Origin of the sequence: Allobaileyella intestinalis (assembly GCF_009695865.1) — a bacterium.
In the GTDB taxonomy this organism is placed as follows: Bacteria; Bacillota; Clostridia; order Peptostreptococcales; family Anaerovoracaceae; genus Allobaileyella; species Allobaileyella intestinalis.
This window is the reverse complement of sequence record NZ_VUNB01000001.1, coordinates 109,720-131,755: the sequence shown is the minus strand read 5'-3', so window position 1 is coordinate 131,755 and position 22,036 is coordinate 109,720. Positions and strand designations below refer to the sequence as shown.

Below are 22,036 nucleotides of genomic sequence, written 5' to 3'. Positions count from 1 at the left end.
TTATCAGCCCGGCAGATTTGCCGGCCTTTTCATTATAACCTATCATGCCATGGAGTGCACATATATTCGAACAACTATTCCATGTATCTTCAGACTTCTTCTAACGGCTGAAGGCTCTGGCAGATTCAACTGCATTGTGCCAGCCTTCCACAGATGCCTGTCTCTTCTCGCTGTCCATTTCAGGCTCAAATATCCTGTCAACCTGGCAGTTGTCCAGAATGTCTTCCTGAGACTTGTAGTAGCCAGTTGCCAGGCCGGCCAGGTAGGCGGCGCCCATAGAAGTCGATTCAATATTCTTGTGTCTGATAATCTTCTTGTTTGAGATGTCTGCCTGGAACTGCATGAGGAAGTTGTTTCTGCAGGCGCCGCCGTCAACTTTTACAGTCTCAATGGCAGCATCGCCTTCCTTACACTTCATATCCGATTCCATTGCCCTGAGAAGATCCTCATTCTGAAAGGCCATTGATTCCAGGGCTGCCCTGACAATGTGGTTTTTAGTAGTGCCCCTTGTGATACCGAACAGGGACCCTCTTGCTTCCGGATCCCAGTATGGTGCCCCAAGACCTACAAAGGCCGGCACAAAATAGACCCCGTCACTGTCGCAGACCTTAAGGGCCATTTTTTCCGTATCGCAGGCCTTCTTCACAATGCCCAGCTGATCCCTGAGCCACTGAATAGCTGCGCCGCAGACGAAGGCCGAGCCCTCCAGGGCGTAGTTAACCTTTCCGTTCATTCCCCAGGCTACAGTAGCCAGCAGGCCGTTTTCTGAGAAAACAGGCTCCTCGCCGGTATTCAAAAGGAGGAATGAGCCTGTGCCGTAGGTGCACTTTACGTCTCCTTTGTTGAAGCAGGTTTCCCCGAACAGGGCCGCCTGCTGATCACCGGCCAGACCGGTAATTGGAATTGGTCCGCCGAACAGCTCATTTACAGTTTCCCCGAAAACTCCCGAATTCTCTACAGGCTGCGGCAGCATTTTTTCCGGAATAGTCAGAAGCTCCAGGATATCCTTATCCCACTGGAGGGTGTGGATGTTGAAAAGCATGGTCCTTGAAGCATTGGAATAATCCGTCACGTGGTATTTTCCGCCGGTCATCTTCCACACAAGCCAGGTCTCTATTGTTCCGAAAAGAAGATCTCCTGCCTCAGCTCTTTCCCGTGCTCCCTCAACGTTGTCCAATATCCACTTAAGCTTCGTTCCGCTGAAATAAGCATCAATAATCAGGCCGGTCTTCTCCCTGATCATCTTCCCGTAACCTTCCCGGTTCAGCTCAGCAGCATAGTCAGCCGTTCTCCTGCACTGCCACACAATTGCAGGGCAAACAGGAGTTCCTGTATTCTTATCCCAGACTACAGTAGTCTCCCTCTGGTTAGTGATGCCAATGGCTTCAATGTCCCTGTAAGTCAGATTTTTCTTAAGAAGCGCCTCCTGAGCAACTCCCATCTGAGTAGACCAGATCTCCATAGCATCATGCTCAACCCAGCCTTCCCTTGGAAAATACTGCTTAAACTCTGACTGAGCCTCGCTTACGATATTACCTCTCTTGTCATAGATAATGCATCTCGAGCTGGTCGTACCTTGATCCAGCGCCATAATGAACTTGCTCAATTTCCTTCCTCCTGAATAATATGAACAAATTAAACCTATACAAAAAGTGCCATTATTTTGTTGCTGATGTCTATCCCTTTCTGAGTAAGCCTCATTCCCCGGGAATCTACGATCACAAATCCTCCGGCTGCAAAATCCTCCAGCTCACCTGTCTGTTCGTCGTAATACTTCCGGAACCACTGTTCAGCTACGGCATCAGAACAATTTTGAGTTTCATGGAAGTCCTCGCTGAGTCTGTAAATCTCCTGCCAGGTAATTCCTTCCATTCTGCGTAGCCCTGTAAAAATTCCCTCAGAAATGCTGTCTTTTTCGTTATTTCTGTGGATTTCCCCCGGTTTGTACGTATCGTTTTCTATGTTTTTGCAATATTCGTCAAGGTCAGATACGTTTGTGCTTCTGTAAAAAAAATCTTTCTCATGTCCGCCATTTTCCGGCGCTTCCCCAGACAGGCTCCTGTGGCGAGCAGGTATTTTACCTTCCTCCGAAAACACGGGCAGAAACGAACTTGCTCCCAGGCCCAGTCCGTAGTATGGCTCCATGGACCAGTACTTCAAATTGTGTCTGGACTCTCTTCCCGGTCTGGCAAAATTTGATATTTCATAGTGAATATATCCACGTTCTTTCAGAAACTCACATCCCCTGTGATACATCTGCCGGTCAATGTCATCGGGAACTTCGTGAAGCTTTCCTTCTTCGAAGGCCCTGAAAAAAGGAGTGCCTTCTTCCAGCTGCAGACTGTAGAAAGAAATGTGTTCCGGCTCCAGTGCTGTAATGTTTTCCAGGTCTTTCATAACATCTGGAATTCCAGTGCCCGGAACGGCAAAAATCAAATCCAGATTAATATTATCAAACCCCGCCTTCCGGGCCAGCCTCACATCTCCGGCAGCCTGTTCGGCGCTGTGAATCCTGCCAAGATACTTAAGGGTACTGTCTCTGGTGCTCTGGACTCCCAGGGACAGCCTGTTGACCCCTGCTTCCCTGTATCCTCTCAGCTTCTCAAAAGACAAAGTTGCAGGGTTTGCTTCCAGAGTTATCTCGCAGCCTTTCTCCAGTGAAAAATTATTTTTCACTGCCTCAATTACGGAGTTAACCTGAGATGCCGAAAGGATGGAGGGTGTTCCTCCCCCGAAGAAAACAGAATTCACTATTTCTCCCTTTCCTCTTATCTCTATTTCTTTGATGAGGCTGTTCACATACCTTTGGATTTTCCTGTTCCACAGTTCAGTGCAGTCTTCTTCGGCCACGAAGGATCCCATTGGTTCTTTCTCGTACTTTGAGTTCTCACATATTCCTTCTGACAGAAAAGCGCAGTAATTGCATTTCTTTATGCAGAAAGGAATGTGAATATAGACTCCAGTGCTGTAATTATTGTTAGTTGTCATCGTCAAACTTAAGCACCTCTGTGAAAGCCTCCTGAGGAACGTCAACCTTGCCGAACTGCCGCATACGTTTCTTTCCTTCCTTCTGCTTCTCCAGAAGCTTCTTTTTCCTGGAAATATCTCCGCCGTAGCACTTGGCGATAACGTCCTTCCTGTAGGCTCTTACGGTTTCCCTGGCAATAATCTTCTGCCCTATTGCTGCCTGAATCGGCACCTCGAACTGGTGCATAGGAATGATTTTCTTCAGCTTGGCGCACATGGCCCTGCCCTTGGCGTAGGCCTCTGACTCAGGCACGATTGTGCTGAAGGCATCTACAAGGTCTTTGTTCAGGAGTATATCCAGCTTCACCAGTTTTGCCTTCTGATACTTGAGGAACTCGTAGTCAAGGGAAGCATATCCTCTTGTCCTCGACTTCAGTGCGTCGAAAAAGTCGTAGATGACTTCATTGAGAGGCAATTCATAATCCAGCTGGACTCTGGTTTCCGTCAGGTATTCCATGTTGGTCATTTTTCCCCGCCTGTTCTGACAGAGAGTCATAATTGAACCCACGTATTCCTTAGGTGTCATTATGTCAGCCTTTACAATCGGCTCCTGGATTTCCTGAATTTCTGCGGGATCAGGAAGGTTTGTAGGATTCTGGATCATTCTGACTGAACCGTCCTTCATGATTACCTTGTAGATAACGCTTGGAAGGGTGGTTATTACATCCAGGTCGAATTCCCTCTCCAGCCTCTCCACAATTACGTCCATGTGAAGAAGGCCCAGGAAACCGCAGCGGTAGCCGAATCCAAGGGCGGTGGAATTCTCCGGTTCAAAATTAAAGGCTGCGTCGTTCACCTGGAGTTTTTCCAGGGCGTCTTTTACGTTTTCGTATTTCTCTCCTTCTGCAGGATAGATGCCGCAGTAAACCATGGACTGAGCTTTCTTATATCCCTTGAGAGGCTTCTCCGTTGGTGCTGAAGCCAGGGTGATGGTATCTCCTACCCGGGCATCGGCCACTCTCTTGATGCTTGCGCAGATATAGCCAACTTCACCGGCCTTCAGGCAGTCTGAAGGCACCATGGCCGGCAGGCTGTATCCTACTTCAGTTACCTCATATTTCTTGCCGGTGTTCATCATCAGAATGGTGTCACCCTTTCTCACCGTTCCGTCAAATATCCTGGTGTATATTACTACTCCCCTGTAGCTGTCGTAATAAGAATCAAAAATCAGGCCCTTCAGCTTTCCTTCCGGATCTCCCTGAGGCGGCGGCAAAGTCTGAACCAGCTTCTCCAGCATTTCGTCTACACCGAAACCGGTCTTGGCTGAAATCTCCGGAGCATCCTCTGCATCCAGTCCTATGATGTCTTCGATTTCTTCCTTGCACTCCTCAGGTCTGGCGCTGTCCAGATCCATTTTGTTCAGGACCGGCATGATCTCCAGATCTTCATCCATGGCCAGATATACGTTGCCCAGAGTCTGAGCCTCAACTCCCTGAGTGGCGTCTACCACCAGAACAGCCCCGTCGCAGGCGGCCAGGGATCTGGACACCTCGTAGTTAAAATCCACGTGACCTGGAGTGTCAATCAGGTTCAGAATATACTCTTCTCCGTCCTTTGCCTTGTACCTCAGCCTGGTGGTCTGAAGCTTAATGGTGATTCCACGTTCCCTCTCGATATCCATATTGTCCAGGAACTGGTCCTTCATATCGTGAGTGTCCACCATTCCGGCCTTCTCTATGAGCCGGTCCGCCAAGGTTGACTTGCCGTGGTCTATGTGGGCGATAATACTGAAATTCCTTATATTCTTGAGATATTCCTTCATTTATTCTTTACCCTTCCTGTGAGCCCTGTTTTCTGTTTCTTTCTGATTCTTTTTCGTCTTGTCTTCCCGGGCTGGCTTTTCCTTGTTTGCCTTGGCCTTTTCCCTGTCCTCTGACAAAAGCTCTGTCAGCCGTTTGCAGGCCAGTCTTTCCACATAACTGCTGACCGCCAGCTGGACAGCCAGGTTTATTATTTCTTCCTCATCGCCGCAGCCATCTATTAGTTCCCCGGTTTCTGCGCACTTCTCATCAAGGAGCTTACGATATTTTTCGTAAAAAATTTCCGTATCACTGCTGTCTCCTGCGAATTCCCTGAGAAGCTGTCCGGCGGTCTTCACCGGCAGTATCTGTTTAAGCATGCATATCACAGTGAGAAAGGCAATGTGGTTCCTGTCATATCGCTTTCCTTCCGCCCTGGGCAACAGGCCGCTTTTCGTATAATTGTTGATCATGGCCGGCGTTAAGGATTCGTCTTCATCAATGGCAAATCCGATATGCTGATCCTCCATGATCTCGATAACCTGATCTTTATACAGGTGTATATCCGGAATATCCTTCCACTCTGAAGGTCTCACAGCGCGGAACTTTTCCGCCAATTCTCTTATTTCCTTGTCTGTCTTATCTGTCATGTATTTCTCCCGGGCCTGTGCGCCTGCAAATTATCCAGTTAGTCCTTCCCAAGCTTACGTTTATAGATTATAGAAGAAAAATGGAAAAAATAACAGACCTTGCGTCTGAAGGTATGCCATATTCAGTTAAATCATATCTTTGACGTATTATTCGCACAGCATATCAGTTATTGACATTTTAAATATCTTGTAATATGATTTTCAATATCATATTACAAGATATTTGTTATCCAGATTTTACATATAAGCAGTCCTGCTGCAGGAGGCAGTCAATGAAAGGCATTTGTGTATTTGGTGATTCTGTTGCAAAAGGTGTGGTTTTCGACGAAGCCCGTCAGAAATACATCCACCTTAAAGACAACTTTATTTCACTGACTCAGAAAAAGCTCAATATTCCATTTGCAAATTATTCCGTATTCGGCGCAACAGTGTCAAAGGGCGAGCAGATAATGAAGAGAAGGGCTTCTTCCCTGGGCTCCTTCGATTACACCATACTGGAATTCGGCGGAAACGACTGTGATCTCAACTGGAAAGCCATTGCCGACACTCCCGGGGAGTTCCATTCAGCCAAAACTCCCATGGACCAGTTTGAGAACAGATACAGAGAGATGATCAGTGATGCCCGTTCCAGAGGACTTAAACCTATCCTCCTGACGTTGCCCCCTCTTGATCCTGCCCGGTTCTTCAACTGGGTGTCGAAGGATCTTAACAGAGAGAGCATTCTCCGCTACATAGAAGGAGATATTAATAATATCTACAAGTGGCATAAGGAATACAACAAGATAATCCTGAGACTGGCATCAGAAGAAAATCTCCCGGTCATCGATATCCGGTCTGCTATTGAATCCCAGGATAATTACAGTCAGTATCTCTGCATAGACGGAATGCATCCTAACGAAAAAGGCCACCAGTTCATTGCTGATTATCTGACCGGCTCCCTTCGCAACATGAAGCTGGCATAGAAAGCTGTCAGAATTAGCTGGATAGTTGATCCCTCTTCTCCATTCTCTCGTGAGAACCCTGTTTTTTCCCGGGTCAGCAGGATTGTGAAGCTTATCTACAGATCCAGTTCCAGAACTACAGGGCAGTGGTCACTGCCCAAAACCTGGGTTTCTATGGAAGCCCTGTGAATTTTGTTAGTCAGCCGTTCTGAAACTATGAAGTAGTCTATGCGCCACCCTGCATTATTGGCCCGGGCATTAAATCTGTATGACCACCAGGAATATACACCAGTTTCATCTGGATGAAGTTTACGGAAGGTATCAGTAAAACCTGAACCCAGAAGTTCAGTCATTTTTCCCCTTTCCTGGTCGGAGAATCCCGCCTTTCCTCTGTTTGGTCCCGGGTTCTTCAGATCTATCTCCTCATGAGCCACGTTTAAGTCGCCGCAGTATACTACAGGCTTTTTGCTGTCCAGCTCATTGAGATATTCTCTCATGTCATCTTCAAATTCCATTCTGTAATCTATTCTCTTCAGTTCAGGCTGAGCATTTGGAACGTAGCAGCACACAAGGTAAAATTCCGGATACTCCAGAGTAATCACTCTTCCTTCATCATTGTGCTTTCCATGGATGCCTGTTGTAAAAGACAGTGCCTCTCTCTTTGCAAACACTGCCGTTCCCGAATATCCCTTTTTCTCAGCATAGGAATAATACTCATAATAGCCTTCCGGGTGAAAATCGGCCTGTCCTTCCTGCATTTTAGTTTCCTGAAGGCAGAAAAAATCTCCGTCAGCCAGGTTGAAATAATCTTCAAAACCCTTTTTCAAAACTGCCCTGAACCCGTTAACATTCCACGATATAAATCTGATCATACTTCCTCCGTTATCTGTAGATCTCCGCTGCCCCTTAACTGCAGCAGTTGCCGCTATACTGTCTTCTTATAAACCAGAATTTTTCCTAGATGCCTTTAATGCGGAAGCTGGAAAAGCTCATATCTTTGTAATCGCCTTTTCCTGAAATCACTACATAACCTGTACCCGGCTCTGTATTCTTTACGTATGAAAGATAATAATCCTTTCCTTCCTTCAGCTTCTTCCTTCCATCATATACCTTTACTCCAGGCTCCACATTGAATCCCATGTACACTGAGGACCTGTCGCCTAGCTCCACAGTGCATTTGCTAACAGACTTCCTGTTCTTTCCATCTCCATATGATCTGTATCCGCTGTCCGGATCCACATACATAAAATCTCTGTCCACAGTGTGATTTATTCCGCTGACCCAGGCTGAATCACTGGCCTGCCAGACTGAATAGAGATAAGGATAGTTGGTGGCACTGGCATAGTGGGCCATCCAGACGTGGGTATTGCTTCCAATAACTGAAGGATCCAGGTTGTTCTGAAGGAATGAGGAATTGCCGTAGACCATGGAATCGTACCCTTTCTTCTCAACCTCACTGCAGAATGCCAGGGCGTTGCTGGTAGCCTGTTCAGCAGTCATCCCCTTGGAATAGGCCGCACTCAGCCTGCCTCCTTCCAGGAGTTCATAGTCCATGACCAGTGGCAGGTCCACCTGGTAATCTTCCGCCAGATCCACCAGATAGTCCGCCTCTTTCCGGGCTTCTTCCGTTGTTGTGGCCTGAGAGAAATAATACACCCCTGTCATGAGACCGGCTCTTTCAGCCTCCTGGATGTTATTGGCAAAACTTTCATCTGTATATTTTTTGCCCGTCCCTCCGGCGGTAAATCCTGCTCTTATAAAAACAAAATCAACTCCTGCCTTCTTTACGGCTTTCCAGTCCACGGAGCCCTGGGCATAGGAAACATCGATTCCATCAAGAATAAGGCTGTTGCTGAACCTGGAGTCATGGGTGAAACCATCTTCTGATATTCTCTGGGCAGACCTTGTGCACCCGTGGGCAATGGCAAGGATGAGGACTGCCATTATTCCTATGGAAATCACCAGAAATCTGACCCGGTGCTCATGCCACCACTTGTTGATTTTTCTTTTTATATTCTGTTTTATCCGGCGGATTTTCTTAGCTATTTCGCCTTTTACAGACCTTTTCCTCCTGTGCCTGTAGCCGGAGGGCTTTCTTCCATATTTTTTTCTTCTCATAATGTGGGTATTATATCATATATAAACACAGCACCTGTATTATATTCATCCAGAGTGTGTTATAATATTGACATAAGTAAAGTGGTTCGGGACAATTCCCCTGCCTTGATTTTTTTTGATAAAAGAAGGCATTTGTCCCGTTGTGACATTCATTGCTTTTTGTGAAAGGAGAATTTAGCAAATGGTTAATGAAAAGTATTATGGTTACGGTACCGCCCCATCTGTAATCAGAGAGCTGTTCGCTTATGGTCTTGAGCAGGCCAAGGTTGTTGGAAAAGAGAATGTGTATGACTATTCTCTGGGAAATCCAAGCATCCCTGCTCCAAAGAAAGTAAACGAGACTATCAAGAGACTGCTGGACGAGGAAGATCCAATTCTGATCCACGGATATTCAATGGCTCCTGGATTTGAGAACGTTCGTCAGCAGATTGCCGATAACCTGAATGAGCGTTTCAACATCAACGCAAAGGCAAGCGAGCTCTTCATGACTTGCGGATGCGCTCCTGCTCTGGTATCTGTTGCAAAAGCTCTGACTACATCTACTGAAGATGAGTTCGTTCTTATCGCTCCTTACTTCCCTGAATACAATGTATTCTTCGGTTGTGACGGCGCTAAGCTGAAAGTTGTTCCTGCTGATACAGAGCACTTCCAGATCAACATGGAAGAGCTGGAGAAAGCAATCGGACCTCACACAGTAGGCGTTGTTATCAACTCTCCAAACAACCCTTCCGGAGTTGTATATACAGAAGAAACTCTTAAGAAGGTTGCTGACATGCTTACAGCCAAGGGCAATGAGTACGGTCATCCGATCTACCTCATCGCCGATGAACCATACAGAGAGCTGGTTTACGGTGGAGTTAAGGTTCCATTTGTTCCATGTGTATATGACAACACTATCGTATGCTATTCATGGTCCAAGTCCCTGTCCCTGCCAGGAGAGCGTATCGGATATGTATTCATCAGCGACAGAGTTGCTAATGGCAAGGAGCTCTATGCTGCTGTTGCAGGTGCTGCTCGTGAGATCGGTTCTGTTTGCCCTCCTACACTTATCCAGAGAGTTGTTGGTGAGTGCGTTGGATGTGACCCTGACCTTAAGGCTTACGATGAAAACAGGAACCTGCTGTACAACACACTGACAGAGTACGGCTATGAGTGCGCTAAGCCAGACGGAGCATTCTACCTGTTCGTAAAGGCTCCTAACGGTGATGCTAAGGCATTCTCTGAGAAGGCTAAACTGGAGCACAACCTGCTGGTAGTTCCTGGAGACGGATTTGCCTGCCCTGGATTCTTCAGACTGTCCTACTGCGTATCCAATGACATGATCAAGAGATCTCTGCCTGCATTCAAGGCAATGATTGAGTCATACAAATAGTACGTTGGTACAATATAAGTAAAGATCATAGAGCCAGTCATGCCCTCAGCTCTCCGTAGCTGAGGCTGGTTACCAGGAAGCCCTGCTTCCGGCATTTGCCGGTGAGCAGGGTTTTTTCTGTGATTTTATATTTTCCACCATTTCACTTCATATTCTGATAGAATATTTCCACAAGGCAATCATCCTTAATGTCACAGTAAATGATCGAGCCCTCAAAGGAGAAACTGATGGTATATAACGTTTCCTTTGATATCTGTGCCGTGGTGATCACCACGCTCTGCATTTCTGTCATGGTCCTGCACAAGGACATGAAGCGATTTGAAAATAAGGTGCTTCTTGGCATCCTGGTTCTTCATTTTGCTGCAGCTGTTCTGGACATATGGAGTTCGGCAGCCAATTCCTACACAGCCCAGTATTCCTATGCTTACAGAGACTTCCTCAACCTGTCGTTTCTCCTGACCCACTGCATGGAAGCCGCGCTGTTCGCCTGGTATCTCATGCTTCTTTTCGGCCTGGACATGGTCCGCCGGAAAACAGTAAAGGCACTCCTGATTATTCCTGAACTGGCAGGTGTGATCCTGCCCCTGGCTTTGAATAACGTTTTCCGCTGGGTTTTCTACTACGATAAATACAGAGTCTATTCACACGGACCCATGATGTACCCACTCTACGGAGTATCCATATTCTACATGGTGCTCTGCTGCTTCATTGTGCTCATGAAACGGAATCTCCTGACCCGCCGCCAGTGGCGGGCTATGATAGCACTTTTGCTGACCAGCCTCATCCCCATCCTGATTCAGATGATCTTCATTCCTCATCAGCTCATCGAAATGTTCTTCCAATCCGTTGGGTTCTACATGCTGATGACCACTGTAGACAACTTTGACGATTTGAGAAACCCGGTAACAAAAGTATATAACAGGTTCGCATTTATCAAGTCCCTGTCCATTCTCATGGCATCGGGTACTACCTTCAGGCTGATAGTAGTAAAGCTTTCAAAAAGCCAGTACTTCAAGTCGGAAGGGTACGAGAATCTGAGGATAAACGCACTGCTCCATTTCGCTGCAGACTGGCTGGACTCTCTTGATCCGAGGATTAATGTTTACGACTGCGCCAGAGGATTTTTCGTTCTTCCGGTAGTCATGGGAGATGCCTTGTTTACCGCCGACCTGCGGTCAAAGATAGCAGAGCGGTTTAAGGAAAAGTGGACCTACAGCGAACTTTCACTGACATTTGCTGTGCAGCTTTGTACAATAACCCTCCCTCAAGATGATTTGGATCCGGAACAGATTCTGGAAATAATAGACATGCCATTTACCGAAAGGAATCCGGTAATCAGTTATACCACACCAACTGAGATACGAGCCTCAATGGCCGCAGCCCCCGCTGCAGTACCTGAAGCCATGGACATTCCCCAGGAACTGTCTGACACCCTGGATGCCTTTCTTGCAGGAGTCATGACTCTTACACCAGCCGAGAAAACCGTTTTCCAATGTTATACCCGGGGAATGACCCCTTCCCAGATTTCAGAAGAGATTTTCATATCGGTAAACACCGTCAAGAAACATACTAAAAGCATCTACCGAAAACTTGAAATCAATTCCCGGAACGAACTGATCATGTACGTGGATCTGTTCCGGCGATGCAGACGGATGGATGATCTGGAAAACATCTGATTTATTCAAGCCTTGAAGCCCTGTGGTTTCAAGGCTTTTTTAAAAGTACCCGCCGGGTACTATGCACGGATTTAAATACAAGGTATGCTCATCACAAGAAAAGACAGCCCCCGCAAATTAATTTCAGGAAATCACTCTCAGAAGATACAAAACACAAAAAGGAGGTAACAACATGAAGTTCGAAGTAAAAGATGCACCTTTCTCAATACTGGTGTGCCAGCTTGACGGCGGTGAGATGATGAAATGTCAGTCGGGAGCCATGGCATGGATGACACGCAGCGTGAAGATGCAGACCAAGAGCGGCGGTCTGGGCGGCATGTTCAAAAAAGCCATCTCGGGAGAATCTCTCTTCCTCAACAACTATGTTGCCGAAGCACCTGGAGAAATCGCCTTCGGAATGAGTTTTCCGGGGCACATACTGGCCGTTGATGTTACCCAGATGCCTCTTGTGGCTCAGAAAAAAGCCTTTCTTGCCAGCGAATCCACTGTCAGCATGGACGTTTTTCTGCAGAAAAAAATAGGCGCCGGATTCTTCGGAGGAGAAGGATTTATCATGGAAAAATTCAGCGGCAGCGGCTACGCCTTTCTGGAGGTAGACGGAGCAGTTGAAGAGAAAGTCCTGGGCGCCGGAGAACAATTGGTTGTAGACAGCGGATATGTAGCAGCCATGGAGCAGTCTGTAAGCATGGATATCGAAATGGTTAAAGGCCTGGGCAACATCGCCTTCGGAGGCGAAGGTCTGTTCAACACCATCCTCACCGGACCTGGAAGAGTATGGCTCCAGACCATGCCGATTTCAGCCCTTGCCAACAGCCTTGCTCCGCTTATAGCCGCAAACAACGGAAAATAAGGAGGACACCATGAAAACAACTACCCACCGGAACATTTCCAGGTTCCTGGCCCTTTCTCTTCTGATTCTGTTTTCCGTATTGTTATTCACCGCCTGCGGAACAAGTGATGCTGAGAAGAAATTCATCGGTAAATGGGATCTTACAGAAGCATCTATGGAGGGTATCACCATGACGGGAGAACAGCTGGCTTCTTACAGCGGCACGGACACTGCAGGAACTATAGAATTCAAAAGCGGCGGTAAGTGTGCATTCAAACTCCTGGGACAGGACGGAAATGTAAAATGGAAACTGAAGGACGGAGACGATAAAACAGTGTTAGTTGAAGACGGATCAGACACCTTAACCGGCTCAATTAATGACGAAGGTAAGCTTATCCTCAATATGGAAAGCTACGGAATGACCCTCACTCTGGAAAAACAGTCATAAGGGTCAATACTTGAAACAGCAGGAGGAATCTACCATGAAAAAGAAAGGAATCATCTTAGCTCTGCTGATGGGTGCTGTAATGTTTGCTATGACAGCTTGTGGCGATAAGCAGCCTGTTTCGGTTTTCAATCCCCAGGAAGATTATGACGGATTTGAAAAACTTGCAGAACAGGATCTGGAAGGCACCGGGGACATAGACAAAATAATGCTGTTCGTCCCTGCTGAAAACACCAGTCACCACTCAACCTATGTAACCGGTTCATCTTCCGACGTCAACGCCAATATCTCCCTTGTGAACAGCAATACCATAAAAGCCAACGACAAAGATCCGGAAAAGATCCTTTCAGAAATGTCGTACATCGACAGCGACTATTTCTCCGGAGCAGAAAAGAAGGCAAGCGAGATCAAAACAGCTCAGGATGGAAAAGCAGCCTATATTTCAGACTATGAAATATACAAGTACGGCTCCGAAACATTGCAGGGATACTGCAAGACAGATTTTGTCCTGAAGCTGGATGACGACAACTTCATCTATGGAAAAGTCAACATCTCCATGACTCACGTAGATAAATACGACAAAGATATAAAGGCAATTGTAAAAGAAATGGATCAGTACTACTGCGTGAAGATCTACTACGACAAGGATAAAGTTATCAAGAGAATGGACGCCATTAAAGGCGGAGAAACCAGCTAAACATTAATTCCCAATATATCCCCAATTATATTTCCAATATATTTCCCCAAATATATTCCCCATTGAAAAAGAGATGCGGCACAAAACGCCGCATCTCTTTTTAATCAGCTTTTCAAATCAGTGCTGAAACTATCTGTCCTACAGATCGTAACCAGCCTTGAATGCCTTCTTGTTAAGCTCTACGAACTTAGGCTTAACGTTCTTCTCAATCTGAGCATCCCAGTCAACATGATCAAGAGTTCCGATAGCCTTTACCAGTGCTCCCAGAAGAACTACGTTCATTGCCTTAGGATTTCCCAGCTCTGTAGCGATATCTCCTGCCTTCAGAGACAGAACCTCGCACTTTGTCTTCAGATCCTCGATGATGCCATCTGGATACTCAGCCTTGCCCAGGTTAACTGGTGCAGGGTTGATTTCAAAATCGTTTACTACGATCTTTCCGCCCTTCTTCAGGTATGGCAGCCATCTCAGAGCTTCCATTGTCTCGAATGCTACGATAACGTCAGCAGATCCCTTTCCAACAATTGGAGAAAGAACCTTGTCTCCGTATCTAACCTGAGTGCTTACGCTGCCTCCACGCTGAGACATTCCGTGAATCTCACTCATCTTTACATCGTAACCTGCTTCCATCAGACCGCTGGTCAGGATCTTACTTGCCAGGATAGTTCCCTGACCACCTACTCCAACGAGAAGGATATTCTTAACATCGCTCATTACTTTGTCACCTCCGAAATCGCATCAAATGGGCAAACCTGCTTGCAGACTGTGCAGCCTGTGCAGCTTGTGGTGTCGATGACTACCTTATCCTTTGTAGAAATAAGAGCAGGGCATCCTGTTCTTACGCAGGACTTGCAGTTTCTGCACTTGTCCTGATCGATCAGGCACTGTGTCTTGTGGAGTGTTGGGAACTCATCAAGATCCTGCTGGCTGAACTTCTTAAGAACGCATGGCCATCTTGTAATGATAACGGTTGGCTCATCCTTAGCGATGCACTCGTCAAGAGCCTTATCAACCTCGTCCAGGTGGAGTGGGTTTACTGTGTAGATGTTCTCCTTCTTAACGCCGATAGCCTGGCACAGTGCAGGGATATCAACTTCTGGAGCTGGCTTGCCCATCAGAGTGAATCCTGTACCAGGGTTCTGCTGATGACCAGTCATTCCTGTAATTCTGTTGTCCAGAATTACGCTGATGCTGCTGCTCTGGTTGTAAACAGCGTCCATCAAGCTTGTAATTCCGCTGTGGAAGAATGTGGAGTCTCCCAGAACACCAACAGCCTTTGTCTTAGCTCCTGCTACCTTGTAAGCCTGAGAAGCACCGTGTGCCATTGACAGGGATGCTCCCATGCAGATAGCTGTATCCAGAGCATTCAGAGGATCGTTTGCACCCAGTGTGTAGCATCCGATATCTCCGTTGATCATCAGGCCCTTCTTCTTCTTGATAGCCTGGAAGAATCCTCTGTGAGGACATCCTGCGCAAAGCGTTGGAGGCCTTACAACTGACTTAAGCTCTGAATCGTAGGACTCTGGCTTCTCTCCTGTAAGAGCTTCTCTTACCAGGTCTGTGTTCAGCTCGTCGAATACTGGAATAGTTGGCTTTCCTACGCACTCGATTCCATGTCTCTCCAGGAACTCCTGCAGATATGGATCCATCTCTTCAACTACGTATACCTTGTCCACCTTGGAGCAGAACTCCTTGATCAGGTTTGTAGGCAGAGGGAAAGTCATTCCCAGCTTCAGGTAAGAAGCGTTATCTCCGAATGTTTCCTTAGCATACTGATAAGAGATTCCGGAAGTAACAACACCAATCTTTGTATCGTGATACTCAGGCTGGTTGATCTCTACAGTATTTGCAAACTCTTCCATCTTAGCCAGCTTGTCTTCCAGGTTGACTCTCATCTTCTTGGCATTTGCTGGTGCAGATACGTACTTTGTGATCTGCTTCTTGTAAGGAACATATTCATGCTCAACTCTGTCACCCAGCTCTACGATTCCCTTGGAATGGCATACACGAGTTGTCAGGTGCATGAGAACAGGTGCGTCGAAACGCTCAGAAAGTTCAAAGGCCATCTTCATGAAGTCCTTGCACTCCTGGCTGCTGGATGGCTCAAGCATCAGCAGTCTTGCAGCCTTCGCATAGTTTCTGTTATCCTGCTCGTTCTGAGAACTGTGCTGTCCCGGGTCGTCTGCAGAAACGATAACGAATCCACCTGTAACGCCGGTATATGCAACAGTGAAGATAGGGTCAGCAGCAACGTTCATTCCTACGTGCTTCATAGCACAGAATGATCTGACGCCAGCCAGGGATGCTCCGATGGCAGCCTCTGCTGCTACCTTCTCGTTTGGAGCCCACTCTGAATATACGTCTTCGCTGTACTGAGGCATATTCTCCAGGATCTCAGTGCTTGGAGTACCGGGATAAGCTGAAGCGAACTGAACGCCACCTTCGTAGGCGCCGCGAGCTATGGCTTCATTGCCCGACATAATTACTTTCATCTACTTACCTCCTTAAGTTCAAGTTTCTTGAAACTTATCATACATCGAGATTATACAACTTTGTATTTTTTTCGTCAATTAAGGGCTGCAGGCCTCCTCTGTCACTTTTTATTGCCTTAATTTACAACAATAACGTCAATTGACTGTTCAAAACAGTAATATTTTCCGGTAAAAATTTTATTTTTATTGTTTTCCACATGATACACAATTGTATTTGGTCCAAAATTATAAATTAAACAGTGAATCCCCTTCTTTTGTTCTTAAGTTTGATCAATTCTCTGTTTTGTTTTCCAGTAAAAACATTAGAAAAATTATGTACATTTTTGGTTTTTGATGCACGATACATTTTCTGCCGAAGGATTTCAGGCACAAAAAAAAGCAGTGGGAGACACACCACTGCTTAAGAATACGCATTTAACTTATGCGTGTGTGGGGACGGGTGAGAATTAATTGTCAGCCTTCAGATTGTTCAGTCTTCTGTTAAGTCTGGATACAGTTCTTGCAGCTGTGTTCTTATGCATAGTTCCCTTTGCGGAAGCCTGCATAATCTTCTTCTCGGCTACTGCAAAAGTCTTCTCAGCCTCTGCAACATCTCCCTTAGCAACTGCTGTCATGAATGCCTTCTCAGCCTCCTTGACATGGTTCTTGATACGAGCGTTGCGTGCTGTCTTCTTGTCAATAACCTTGATTCTCTTCTTTGCGGATTTAATGTTTGCCATTTTTCTCCCCCACTATAATAAAAAAAGTTTTAAACTCGCACCGGTAATTCTACACTACAACACAGGTGCTTTCAAGAAAGTTTTTTCCGGATATTGTATTTATTTTCCTGCTATGCCGGTACAGGAACAGCAGAACCTTCCGGCTTAAGGTTTGCTCTCTACTTGAATCTCAATTTCTCAAACTCACGTTTTCTTGGATGTGCACCTGGTTTCAGCTTGCTGTCCATTTCCTGGATGGCCTTCTTCTCCTTGGAGCTGAGTTTTGTCGGTATCTCAACAACAACCTTTACGTACAGATCACCATATCTGCCGGTGTGTACGTTTTTCACGCCCTTTCCTTTCAGGCGGAAATTGGATCCGGACTGAGTTCCTGCCGGAATTGTGTATGAGTAAGTTTCATTGAATCCCGGAACCATGACCTTTGCTCCCAGTGCTGCCTCACTGAATGTTACAGGCATGGTGAGATAAAGGTCATCGCCTTTTCTCTTATAAGTACTGTGAGGTCTTACGCTGATAATAACGTAGAGATCTCCCTCAGGTCCTCCATTAACTCCTGGTTCGCCCTGTCCTCTTACTGGTATGATGCTGTCATTGTCTACTCCTGCTGGAATATCCAGGTTGATCTTTACCCTCTTCCTTACAGCTCCTGAACCGTGGCAGGTTGGACAAGGAGTCTCGATTATCTGACCTGTTCCTCCGCACTTGCTGCAGGTTGTCACATTCTGGAAACGTCCGAAGGCAGTATTTGAAACGTGGGAAACCTGACCAGTTCCTCCGCAGACATCGCAGGTTTTCTTGTGTGTTCCCGGCGCTGTTCCCTCACCGTTACAGGTTTTGCAGCGGACATTCTTGGTGATCTCGATTTCCTTTTTGCATCCGAAAATAGCTTCTGTGAAATCGATAGTAATATTCTTCTGCAGGTCGCTTCCCCTCTGAGGGCCATTTCTTCTGGCGCTTCTTCTGCTTCCACCGAATCCGCCGCCAAACATATCGAAGATGTCGCTGAAATCGAATCCGCCAAAGTCGCCGAAGCCTCCTGCACCGCCGAAGCCTGCATTTGGATCTACTCCTGCATGGCCGAATTTGTCGTATTTTTCTTTCTTTTCAGGATCAGAAAGAACGGCATAGGCTTCGTTTACTTCTTTGAACTTCTCTTCTGCATCTTTGTCATCCGGGTTGCGGTCCGGATGATATTTCATGGCCATTTTGCGGAAAGCCCTCTTTATTTCCTCTGCTGACGCTCCCTTCTGGAGTCCCAGCACCTCGTAATAGTCTCTCTTCTCAGCCATATTTTTTCCTTCTCTATATATTAAATAATGTTCAGATCCAGTCTGCTGACAATGGTCAGAACCTGCTGTCTCTATCATCAAATATGCTGCCGGCTGTTGACCGGCAGCAGTTAATTAATTGCTGGATTAGTTTATATGACTTATTTGTCGTCGTCAACTACTTCGTAGTCAGCATTTACTGTATCTCCTGCAGGGCCCTGTGAAGAGCTGCTGTCAGCACCTGCCTGCGGACCTGCTCCTGCTGCACCGGCACCAGCTGCGCCGGCAGCCTGCTGCTGAGCCTGTGCTTCCTGATAGATTCTGGAGCTTACCGGATAGAATGCCTGTGTCAAAGCTTCTGTCTTGGCCTTGATATCATCAGTATCATCGCCCTTCAGTGCCTCCTGGAGAGCCTCTTTTGCACTGTTAATCTTAGCCTTTTCGTCTGCTGTAACCTTATCGCCCAACTCGCCCAGCTGCTTCTCTGTCTCAAAGATCATCGCCTCAGCCTGGTTCTTTGCTTCTACGCCTTCCTTACGCTTCTTGTCTTCCTCAGCGTACATCTCGGCTTCCTTAACCTTCTGGTTGATTTCGTCTTCAGACAGCTTTGTTGAAGATGTAATAGTAATCTTCTGCTCCTTGCCTGTTCCAAGATCCTTTGCGCTTACGTTTACGATACCGTTTGCATCGATGTCGAATGTAACCTCGATCTGTGGAATTCCACGAGGTGCTGGTGCAATGCCTGTAAGCTGGAATCTGCCCAGTGTAATATTGTCTGCAGCCATCTCACGCTCACCCTGCATAACGTGAATGTCTACTGTTGTCTGATTGTCTGCAGCTGTTGAGAAGATCTGGCTCTTCTTTGTAGGAATTGTAGTATTTCTTTCGATCAGCTTTGTTGCAACTCCGCCCAGTGTCTCGATAGACAGGGACAGTGGTGTTACATCCAGAAGAAGAACGTCGTTTACTTCTCCTGTAAGAACTCCTGCCTGAATGGAAGCACCGATTGCTACGCACTCATCAGGGTTGATGCCCTTGAACGGATCCTTTCCTGTAACTCTCTTAACAGCTTCCTGAACTGCAGGAATTCTTGTAGAACCTCCTACCAGAATAACCTTGCTCAGATCTGCACTTGTAACTCCGGCGTCTCTCATTGCCTTGTTCATAGGCTCGATAGTCTTCTCAACAAGGTCGCTTGTCAGCTGATCAAAACGTGCTCTTGTCAGATCTACATCCATGTGAAGAGGTCCTTCAGCTGTTACAGTGATGAATGGCAGGTTGATCTTGGTTGTCTGTGCGCTTGACAGCTCCTTCTTAGCCTTCTCAGCTGCTTCCTTCAGTCTCTGGAGAGCCATGTTGTCCTTTCTCAGGTCAACTCCGTGCTCTTTCTGGAACTCGTCAGCCAGGTAGTTCATAATCTTGTTATCGAAGTCATCGCCGCCCAGGTGTGTGTCACCGTTTGTGGCCAGTACTTCAAATACGCCGTCACCAAGCTCAAGAACAGATACATCGAATGTACCGCCGCCCAGGTCGTACACGAGGATCTTCTGGGATCCGTCTGCCTTGTCCAGACCATATGCAAGAGAAGCTGCTGTAGGCTCGTTGATGATTCTCTTAACATCCAGTCCTGCAATCTTTCCTGCATCCTTTGTAGCCTGCTTCTGAGCATCTGAGAAGTAAGCAGGTACTGTGATAACTGCCTCTGTTACCTTGTCTCCCAGGTATGACTCAGCGTCTGCCTTCAGCTTGCTCAGGATCATTGCAGAAATGTCCTGTGGTGTGTACTTCTTTCCGTCAATATCAACGGTGTAATTTTCACCCATGTGTCTCTTAATAGATGAAATAGTTCTGTCAGGGTTTGTGATAGCCTGTCTCTTTGCTGTTTCACCTACAAGTCTCTCGCCATCCTTTGTGAACGCTACTACTGAAGGAGTAGTTCTTGCGCCTTCTGCATTTGCAATAACTACAGGATCTCCACCTTCAAGTACTGCTACGCAGCTGTTTGTTGTTCCCAAATCAATTCCTATTACTTTGCTCATTTTATTTCCTTCCTTTCAGATCGGCATGCGCCGTTATTTTCTGTTTTCTCTCCGGCCGGTGAACTTCCGGCCGGTTATATGTGATCAGCAGCCTTTATTTGGCCACTGCTACCATAGCAGCTCTGATGACCTTGTCATTCAGCTTGTATCCCTTCTGGAGGACCTTGCTTACTTTTCCGCTTTCAAGTTCATCAGATTCCTCCTGCATTACAGCGTTGTGCACTGCAGGATCAAAATCTTCTCCAAGAGCTTGAATTTCCTTGAGCCCCGCCTTTTCCATGGCTGTTTTCAGCTGCTGGAAAATCATCTCCATTCCTTTTACGTAATTCTCATCTGCATCACTGCTGTGTTCCAGAGACCTTTCAAAATTATCAAGAACCTCCAGGAGCTCGGTGATTATCTTCTCATTGGCAAATGACTGAATATCCTGCTTCTCTTTGGCTACCCTCTTCTTGTAGTTCTGGAACTCAGCCATGAGCCTCATGTACTTCTCGTCATCTTCCTTCTTCTGCTGCTCAGCAGTCTTCACTGAATCAGCTTTTTCTTCAGGGGCCTCGGAACCCTCCGGCTGGCCATCAGCTTTTTCCTCTTCAGGAGCATCCTGATCATCGCCGGTCTCTTCTGAAGCCTTGTCAGCAGAGGATTCAGCCTGATTTGTCTCAGCCTTTTCCGGCTCAGCCTTTTCCGGCTCAGCCTTATCTTCGCCAGTTCCGGTGCTAGTCTCCTGATCCTCCATCTGAGCTGTCTGCTCGTTCAATTCACTCATTTGTCTCTTTCCTTATCCTTTCCGCCTACCAGCTTAAACGATTTGCTCAAGTTGTCACTCAGATATTCCATTATTGATGTGACCTCTCCGTAATTCATCCGGGTAGGTCCGATTACTCCAAGTTTGCCCACCAGCTTTCCATCAACATGATATGTAGCAGTAATCAGAGAATAATCCTTCATGTCATCCTCAGGATTCTCCTCTCCGATGGTCACTATCATTCCATCGTCCCTCTGAAGCATGTCTCTGGTAAATTCCTCTCTTCTGCTGAGAGTCTCGATAAAGGCCTTCGCCTTGTCGATGCTGCTGTATTCCGGTATATTGAATATATTCGTAAGTCCTTCCATATACAGGTTTACGTTCAGCATGTCCTCCAGGGTCTTGATGAATCCCGGCATTACGTTCTGAGTAAGGGCGTTCATCGCCTCAATATCACTTTTGAAATCCGCAATCAAGCTGCTTCTCAGAACATCGTCGATGGTTCTTCCCTTGTAGTTGTATGTCATGGTCTTGCTGAGGATTTCCAGAGCCTCTGCAGTGTAAGGAACGCTGATCCTCAATGTGGTGTTGCTGATGTTGCCGCTGTCTGCAACTATCATCATAACCACTGCATCTTCACTAACCGGAAGGAGCTTGATGAACTTAAGAGTGTCTCTGCTTACTTCCGGCGTCATGGCAAAGGACGCCAGTTTCGTAATCTCCGACAGAAGCTCCGCCGCATGCTTGATGGTATCATCAAACTCATTGAGATCAACTGCCAGCCTTTCATTTATAGCCTGTTTCTCGTTTCTGGACAATGGCCTCTTTCCCATCAGCTCATTAACGTACAGACGATATGCCTTGTCTGAAGGCACTCTTCCTGCTGAGGTGTGAGGATGGGTGAGATAGCCCATATCCTCCAGGTCAGACATCTCATTTCTTATAGTAGCAGCACTGACACCCAGATCGTACTTTCTGGTCAGCGTCCTGGAGCCAACAGGCTCCGCTGTAGTTACATAATCGTTGATGATAGCCTGAAGGATTTTCAATTTTCTTTCACTGAGATCCATATTCTCTCCATTTCTCTGCAGCTTCCTGCAGACATCCTCCAATTCATCTATCTGTAATTCCCTGGTCTATCCGGGATCACTGTATGTATCTTTGTTAGCACTCATTATCGTGGAGTGCTAATCACTGTCATTAATATACTCTCCCCTTCCATTACTGTCAACAACCAAAAAGGTTGTTATTGTGTTTTTTCAGTGATGATACGTGAAGG

The 22,036-nt window shown here is 46.6% G+C and carries 19 protein-coding genes; 6 read left to right on the top strand and 13 right to left on the bottom strand.

All coding sequences use genetic code 11. The features are described from left to right. Positions 1 to 100 precede the first annotated feature (100 nt). The 4 genes from glpK to FYJ66_RS00595 are packed head-to-tail and all read right to left on the bottom strand — an operon-like array spanning position 101 to position 5,416. Entirely contained in the window at positions 101 to 1,606 is a 1,506-nt protein-coding gene (gene glpK, locus FYJ66_RS00610) for a glycerol kinase GlpK (RefSeq protein ID WP_154571591.1), read from the bottom strand. A 35-nt stretch (positions 1,607 to 1,641) separates the two neighbouring features. Next, a complete protein-coding gene (gene hemW / locus FYJ66_RS00605; protein ID WP_154571590.1) occupies positions 1,642 to 2,988 on the bottom strand; it encodes a radical SAM family heme chaperone HemW in 1,347 nt (448 codons plus the stop codon). Next, complete coding sequence (gene lepA, locus FYJ66_RS00600) at positions 2,978 to 4,789, bottom strand: translation elongation factor 4 (protein ID WP_154571589.1); 1,812 nt, start codon at positions 4,787 to 4,789, stop codon at positions 2,978 to 2,980. The genes hemW and lepA overlap by 11 nt, the downstream gene beginning before the upstream one ends. Further along, positions 4,790 to 5,416, bottom strand: a complete 627-nt coding sequence (locus FYJ66_RS00595; RefSeq protein ID WP_154571588.1) for a DUF1836 domain-containing protein — start codon at positions 5,414 to 5,416, stop codon at positions 4,790 to 4,792. Between the two features lie 272 nt (positions 5,417 to 5,688). Between FYJ66_RS00595 and FYJ66_RS00590 the strand changes: the two genes are divergently transcribed. Next, a complete protein-coding gene (locus FYJ66_RS00590; RefSeq protein ID WP_206156933.1) occupies positions 5,689 to 6,378 on the top strand; it encodes an SGNH/GDSL hydrolase family protein in 690 nt (229 codons plus the stop codon). Positions 6,379 to 6,473: 95 nt separating this feature from the next. Here FYJ66_RS00590 and FYJ66_RS00585 read toward each other — a convergent pair whose 3' ends face one another. Beyond that, the gene (locus FYJ66_RS00585) at positions 6,474 to 7,226 is read right to left on the bottom strand and encodes an exodeoxyribonuclease III (RefSeq protein ID WP_270302294.1); all 753 of its coding nucleotides are present in this window, start codon (positions 7,224 to 7,226) and stop codon (positions 6,474 to 6,476) included. A gap of 88 nt (positions 7,227 to 7,314) precedes the next feature. Next, positions 7,315 to 8,475, bottom strand: a complete 1,161-nt coding sequence (locus tag FYJ66_RS00580; RefSeq protein ID WP_154571585.1) for a glycoside hydrolase family 25 protein — start codon at positions 8,473 to 8,475, stop codon at positions 7,315 to 7,317. A gap of 181 nt (positions 8,476 to 8,656) precedes the next feature. Between FYJ66_RS00580 and FYJ66_RS00575 the strand changes: the two genes are divergently transcribed. The 5 genes from FYJ66_RS00575 to FYJ66_RS00555 all read left to right on the top strand — a co-directional run bounded on the left by FYJ66_RS00575 (position 8,657) and on the right by FYJ66_RS00555 (position 13,494). After that, positions 8,657 to 9,847, top strand: a complete 1,191-nt coding sequence (locus tag FYJ66_RS00575; RefSeq protein ID WP_154571584.1) for a pyridoxal phosphate-dependent aminotransferase — start codon at positions 8,657 to 8,659, stop codon at positions 9,845 to 9,847. 227 nt (positions 9,848 to 10,074) lie between these two features. Continuing rightward, on the top strand, positions 10,075 to 11,523 hold the full coding sequence (locus FYJ66_RS00570) for a response regulator transcription factor (protein WP_235897298.1): 1,449 nt from the start codon (positions 10,075 to 10,077) through the stop codon (positions 11,521 to 11,523). Between the two features lie 172 nt (positions 11,524 to 11,695). After that, complete coding sequence (locus FYJ66_RS00565) at positions 11,696 to 12,373, top strand: TIGR00266 family protein (protein WP_154571582.1); 678 nt, start codon at positions 11,696 to 11,698, stop codon at positions 12,371 to 12,373. Positions 12,374 to 12,383: 10 nt separating this feature from the next. Next, positions 12,384 to 12,800 carry a hypothetical protein gene (locus FYJ66_RS00560; protein ID WP_154571581.1) on the top strand — a complete coding sequence of 139 codons (417 nt, stop codon included), beginning with the start codon at positions 12,384 to 12,386 and terminating at the stop codon, positions 12,798 to 12,800. 34 nt (positions 12,801 to 12,834) lie between these two features. Next, the gene (locus tag FYJ66_RS00555) at positions 12,835 to 13,494 is read left to right on the top strand and encodes a hypothetical protein (RefSeq protein WP_077391176.1); all 660 of its coding nucleotides are present in this window, start codon (positions 12,835 to 12,837) and stop codon (positions 13,492 to 13,494) included. A gap of 138 nt (positions 13,495 to 13,632) precedes the next feature. Here FYJ66_RS00555 and FYJ66_RS00550 read toward each other — a convergent pair whose 3' ends face one another. The 7 genes from FYJ66_RS00550 to hrcA form a co-directional block, all read right to left on the bottom strand. After that, on the bottom strand, positions 13,633 to 14,208 hold the full coding sequence (locus FYJ66_RS00550) for an indolepyruvate oxidoreductase subunit beta (protein WP_154571580.1): 576 nt from the start codon (positions 14,206 to 14,208) through the stop codon (positions 13,633 to 13,635). Continuing rightward, a complete protein-coding gene (gene iorA / locus FYJ66_RS00545; RefSeq protein ID WP_154571579.1) occupies positions 14,208 to 15,986 on the bottom strand; it encodes an indolepyruvate ferredoxin oxidoreductase subunit alpha in 1,779 nt (592 codons plus the stop codon). The genes FYJ66_RS00550 and iorA overlap by 1 nt, the downstream gene beginning before the upstream one ends. 446 nt (positions 15,987 to 16,432) lie before the next feature. Next, entirely contained in the window at positions 16,433 to 16,705 is a 273-nt protein-coding gene (gene rpsT / locus FYJ66_RS00540) for a 30S ribosomal protein S20 (protein ID WP_154571578.1), read from the bottom strand. A gap of 158 nt (positions 16,706 to 16,863) precedes the next feature. Then, positions 16,864 to 17,994: a molecular chaperone DnaJ gene (gene dnaJ / locus FYJ66_RS00535; protein WP_154571577.1), complete on the bottom strand. Its 1,131-nt coding sequence runs from the start codon at positions 17,992 to 17,994 to the stop codon at positions 16,864 to 16,866. Positions 17,995 to 18,134: 140 nt separating this feature from the next. Beyond that, positions 18,135 to 20,012, bottom strand: a complete 1,878-nt coding sequence (gene dnaK, locus FYJ66_RS00530; RefSeq protein ID WP_154571576.1) for a molecular chaperone DnaK — start codon at positions 20,010 to 20,012, stop codon at positions 18,135 to 18,137. A gap of 94 nt (positions 20,013 to 20,106) precedes the next feature. Further along, positions 20,107 to 20,778, bottom strand: coding sequence for a nucleotide exchange factor GrpE (gene grpE, locus FYJ66_RS00525; RefSeq protein ID WP_154571575.1), 672 nt, complete (start codon positions 20,776 to 20,778; stop codon positions 20,107 to 20,109). Then, the gene (hrcA, locus tag FYJ66_RS00520; protein WP_154571574.1) at positions 20,775 to 21,827 is read right to left on the bottom strand and encodes a heat-inducible transcriptional repressor HrcA; all 1,053 of its coding nucleotides are present in this window, start codon (positions 21,825 to 21,827) and stop codon (positions 20,775 to 20,777) included. Before hrcA ends, grpE begins: the two co-directional genes overlap by 4 nt. Positions 21,828 to 22,036 lie beyond the last annotated feature (209 nt).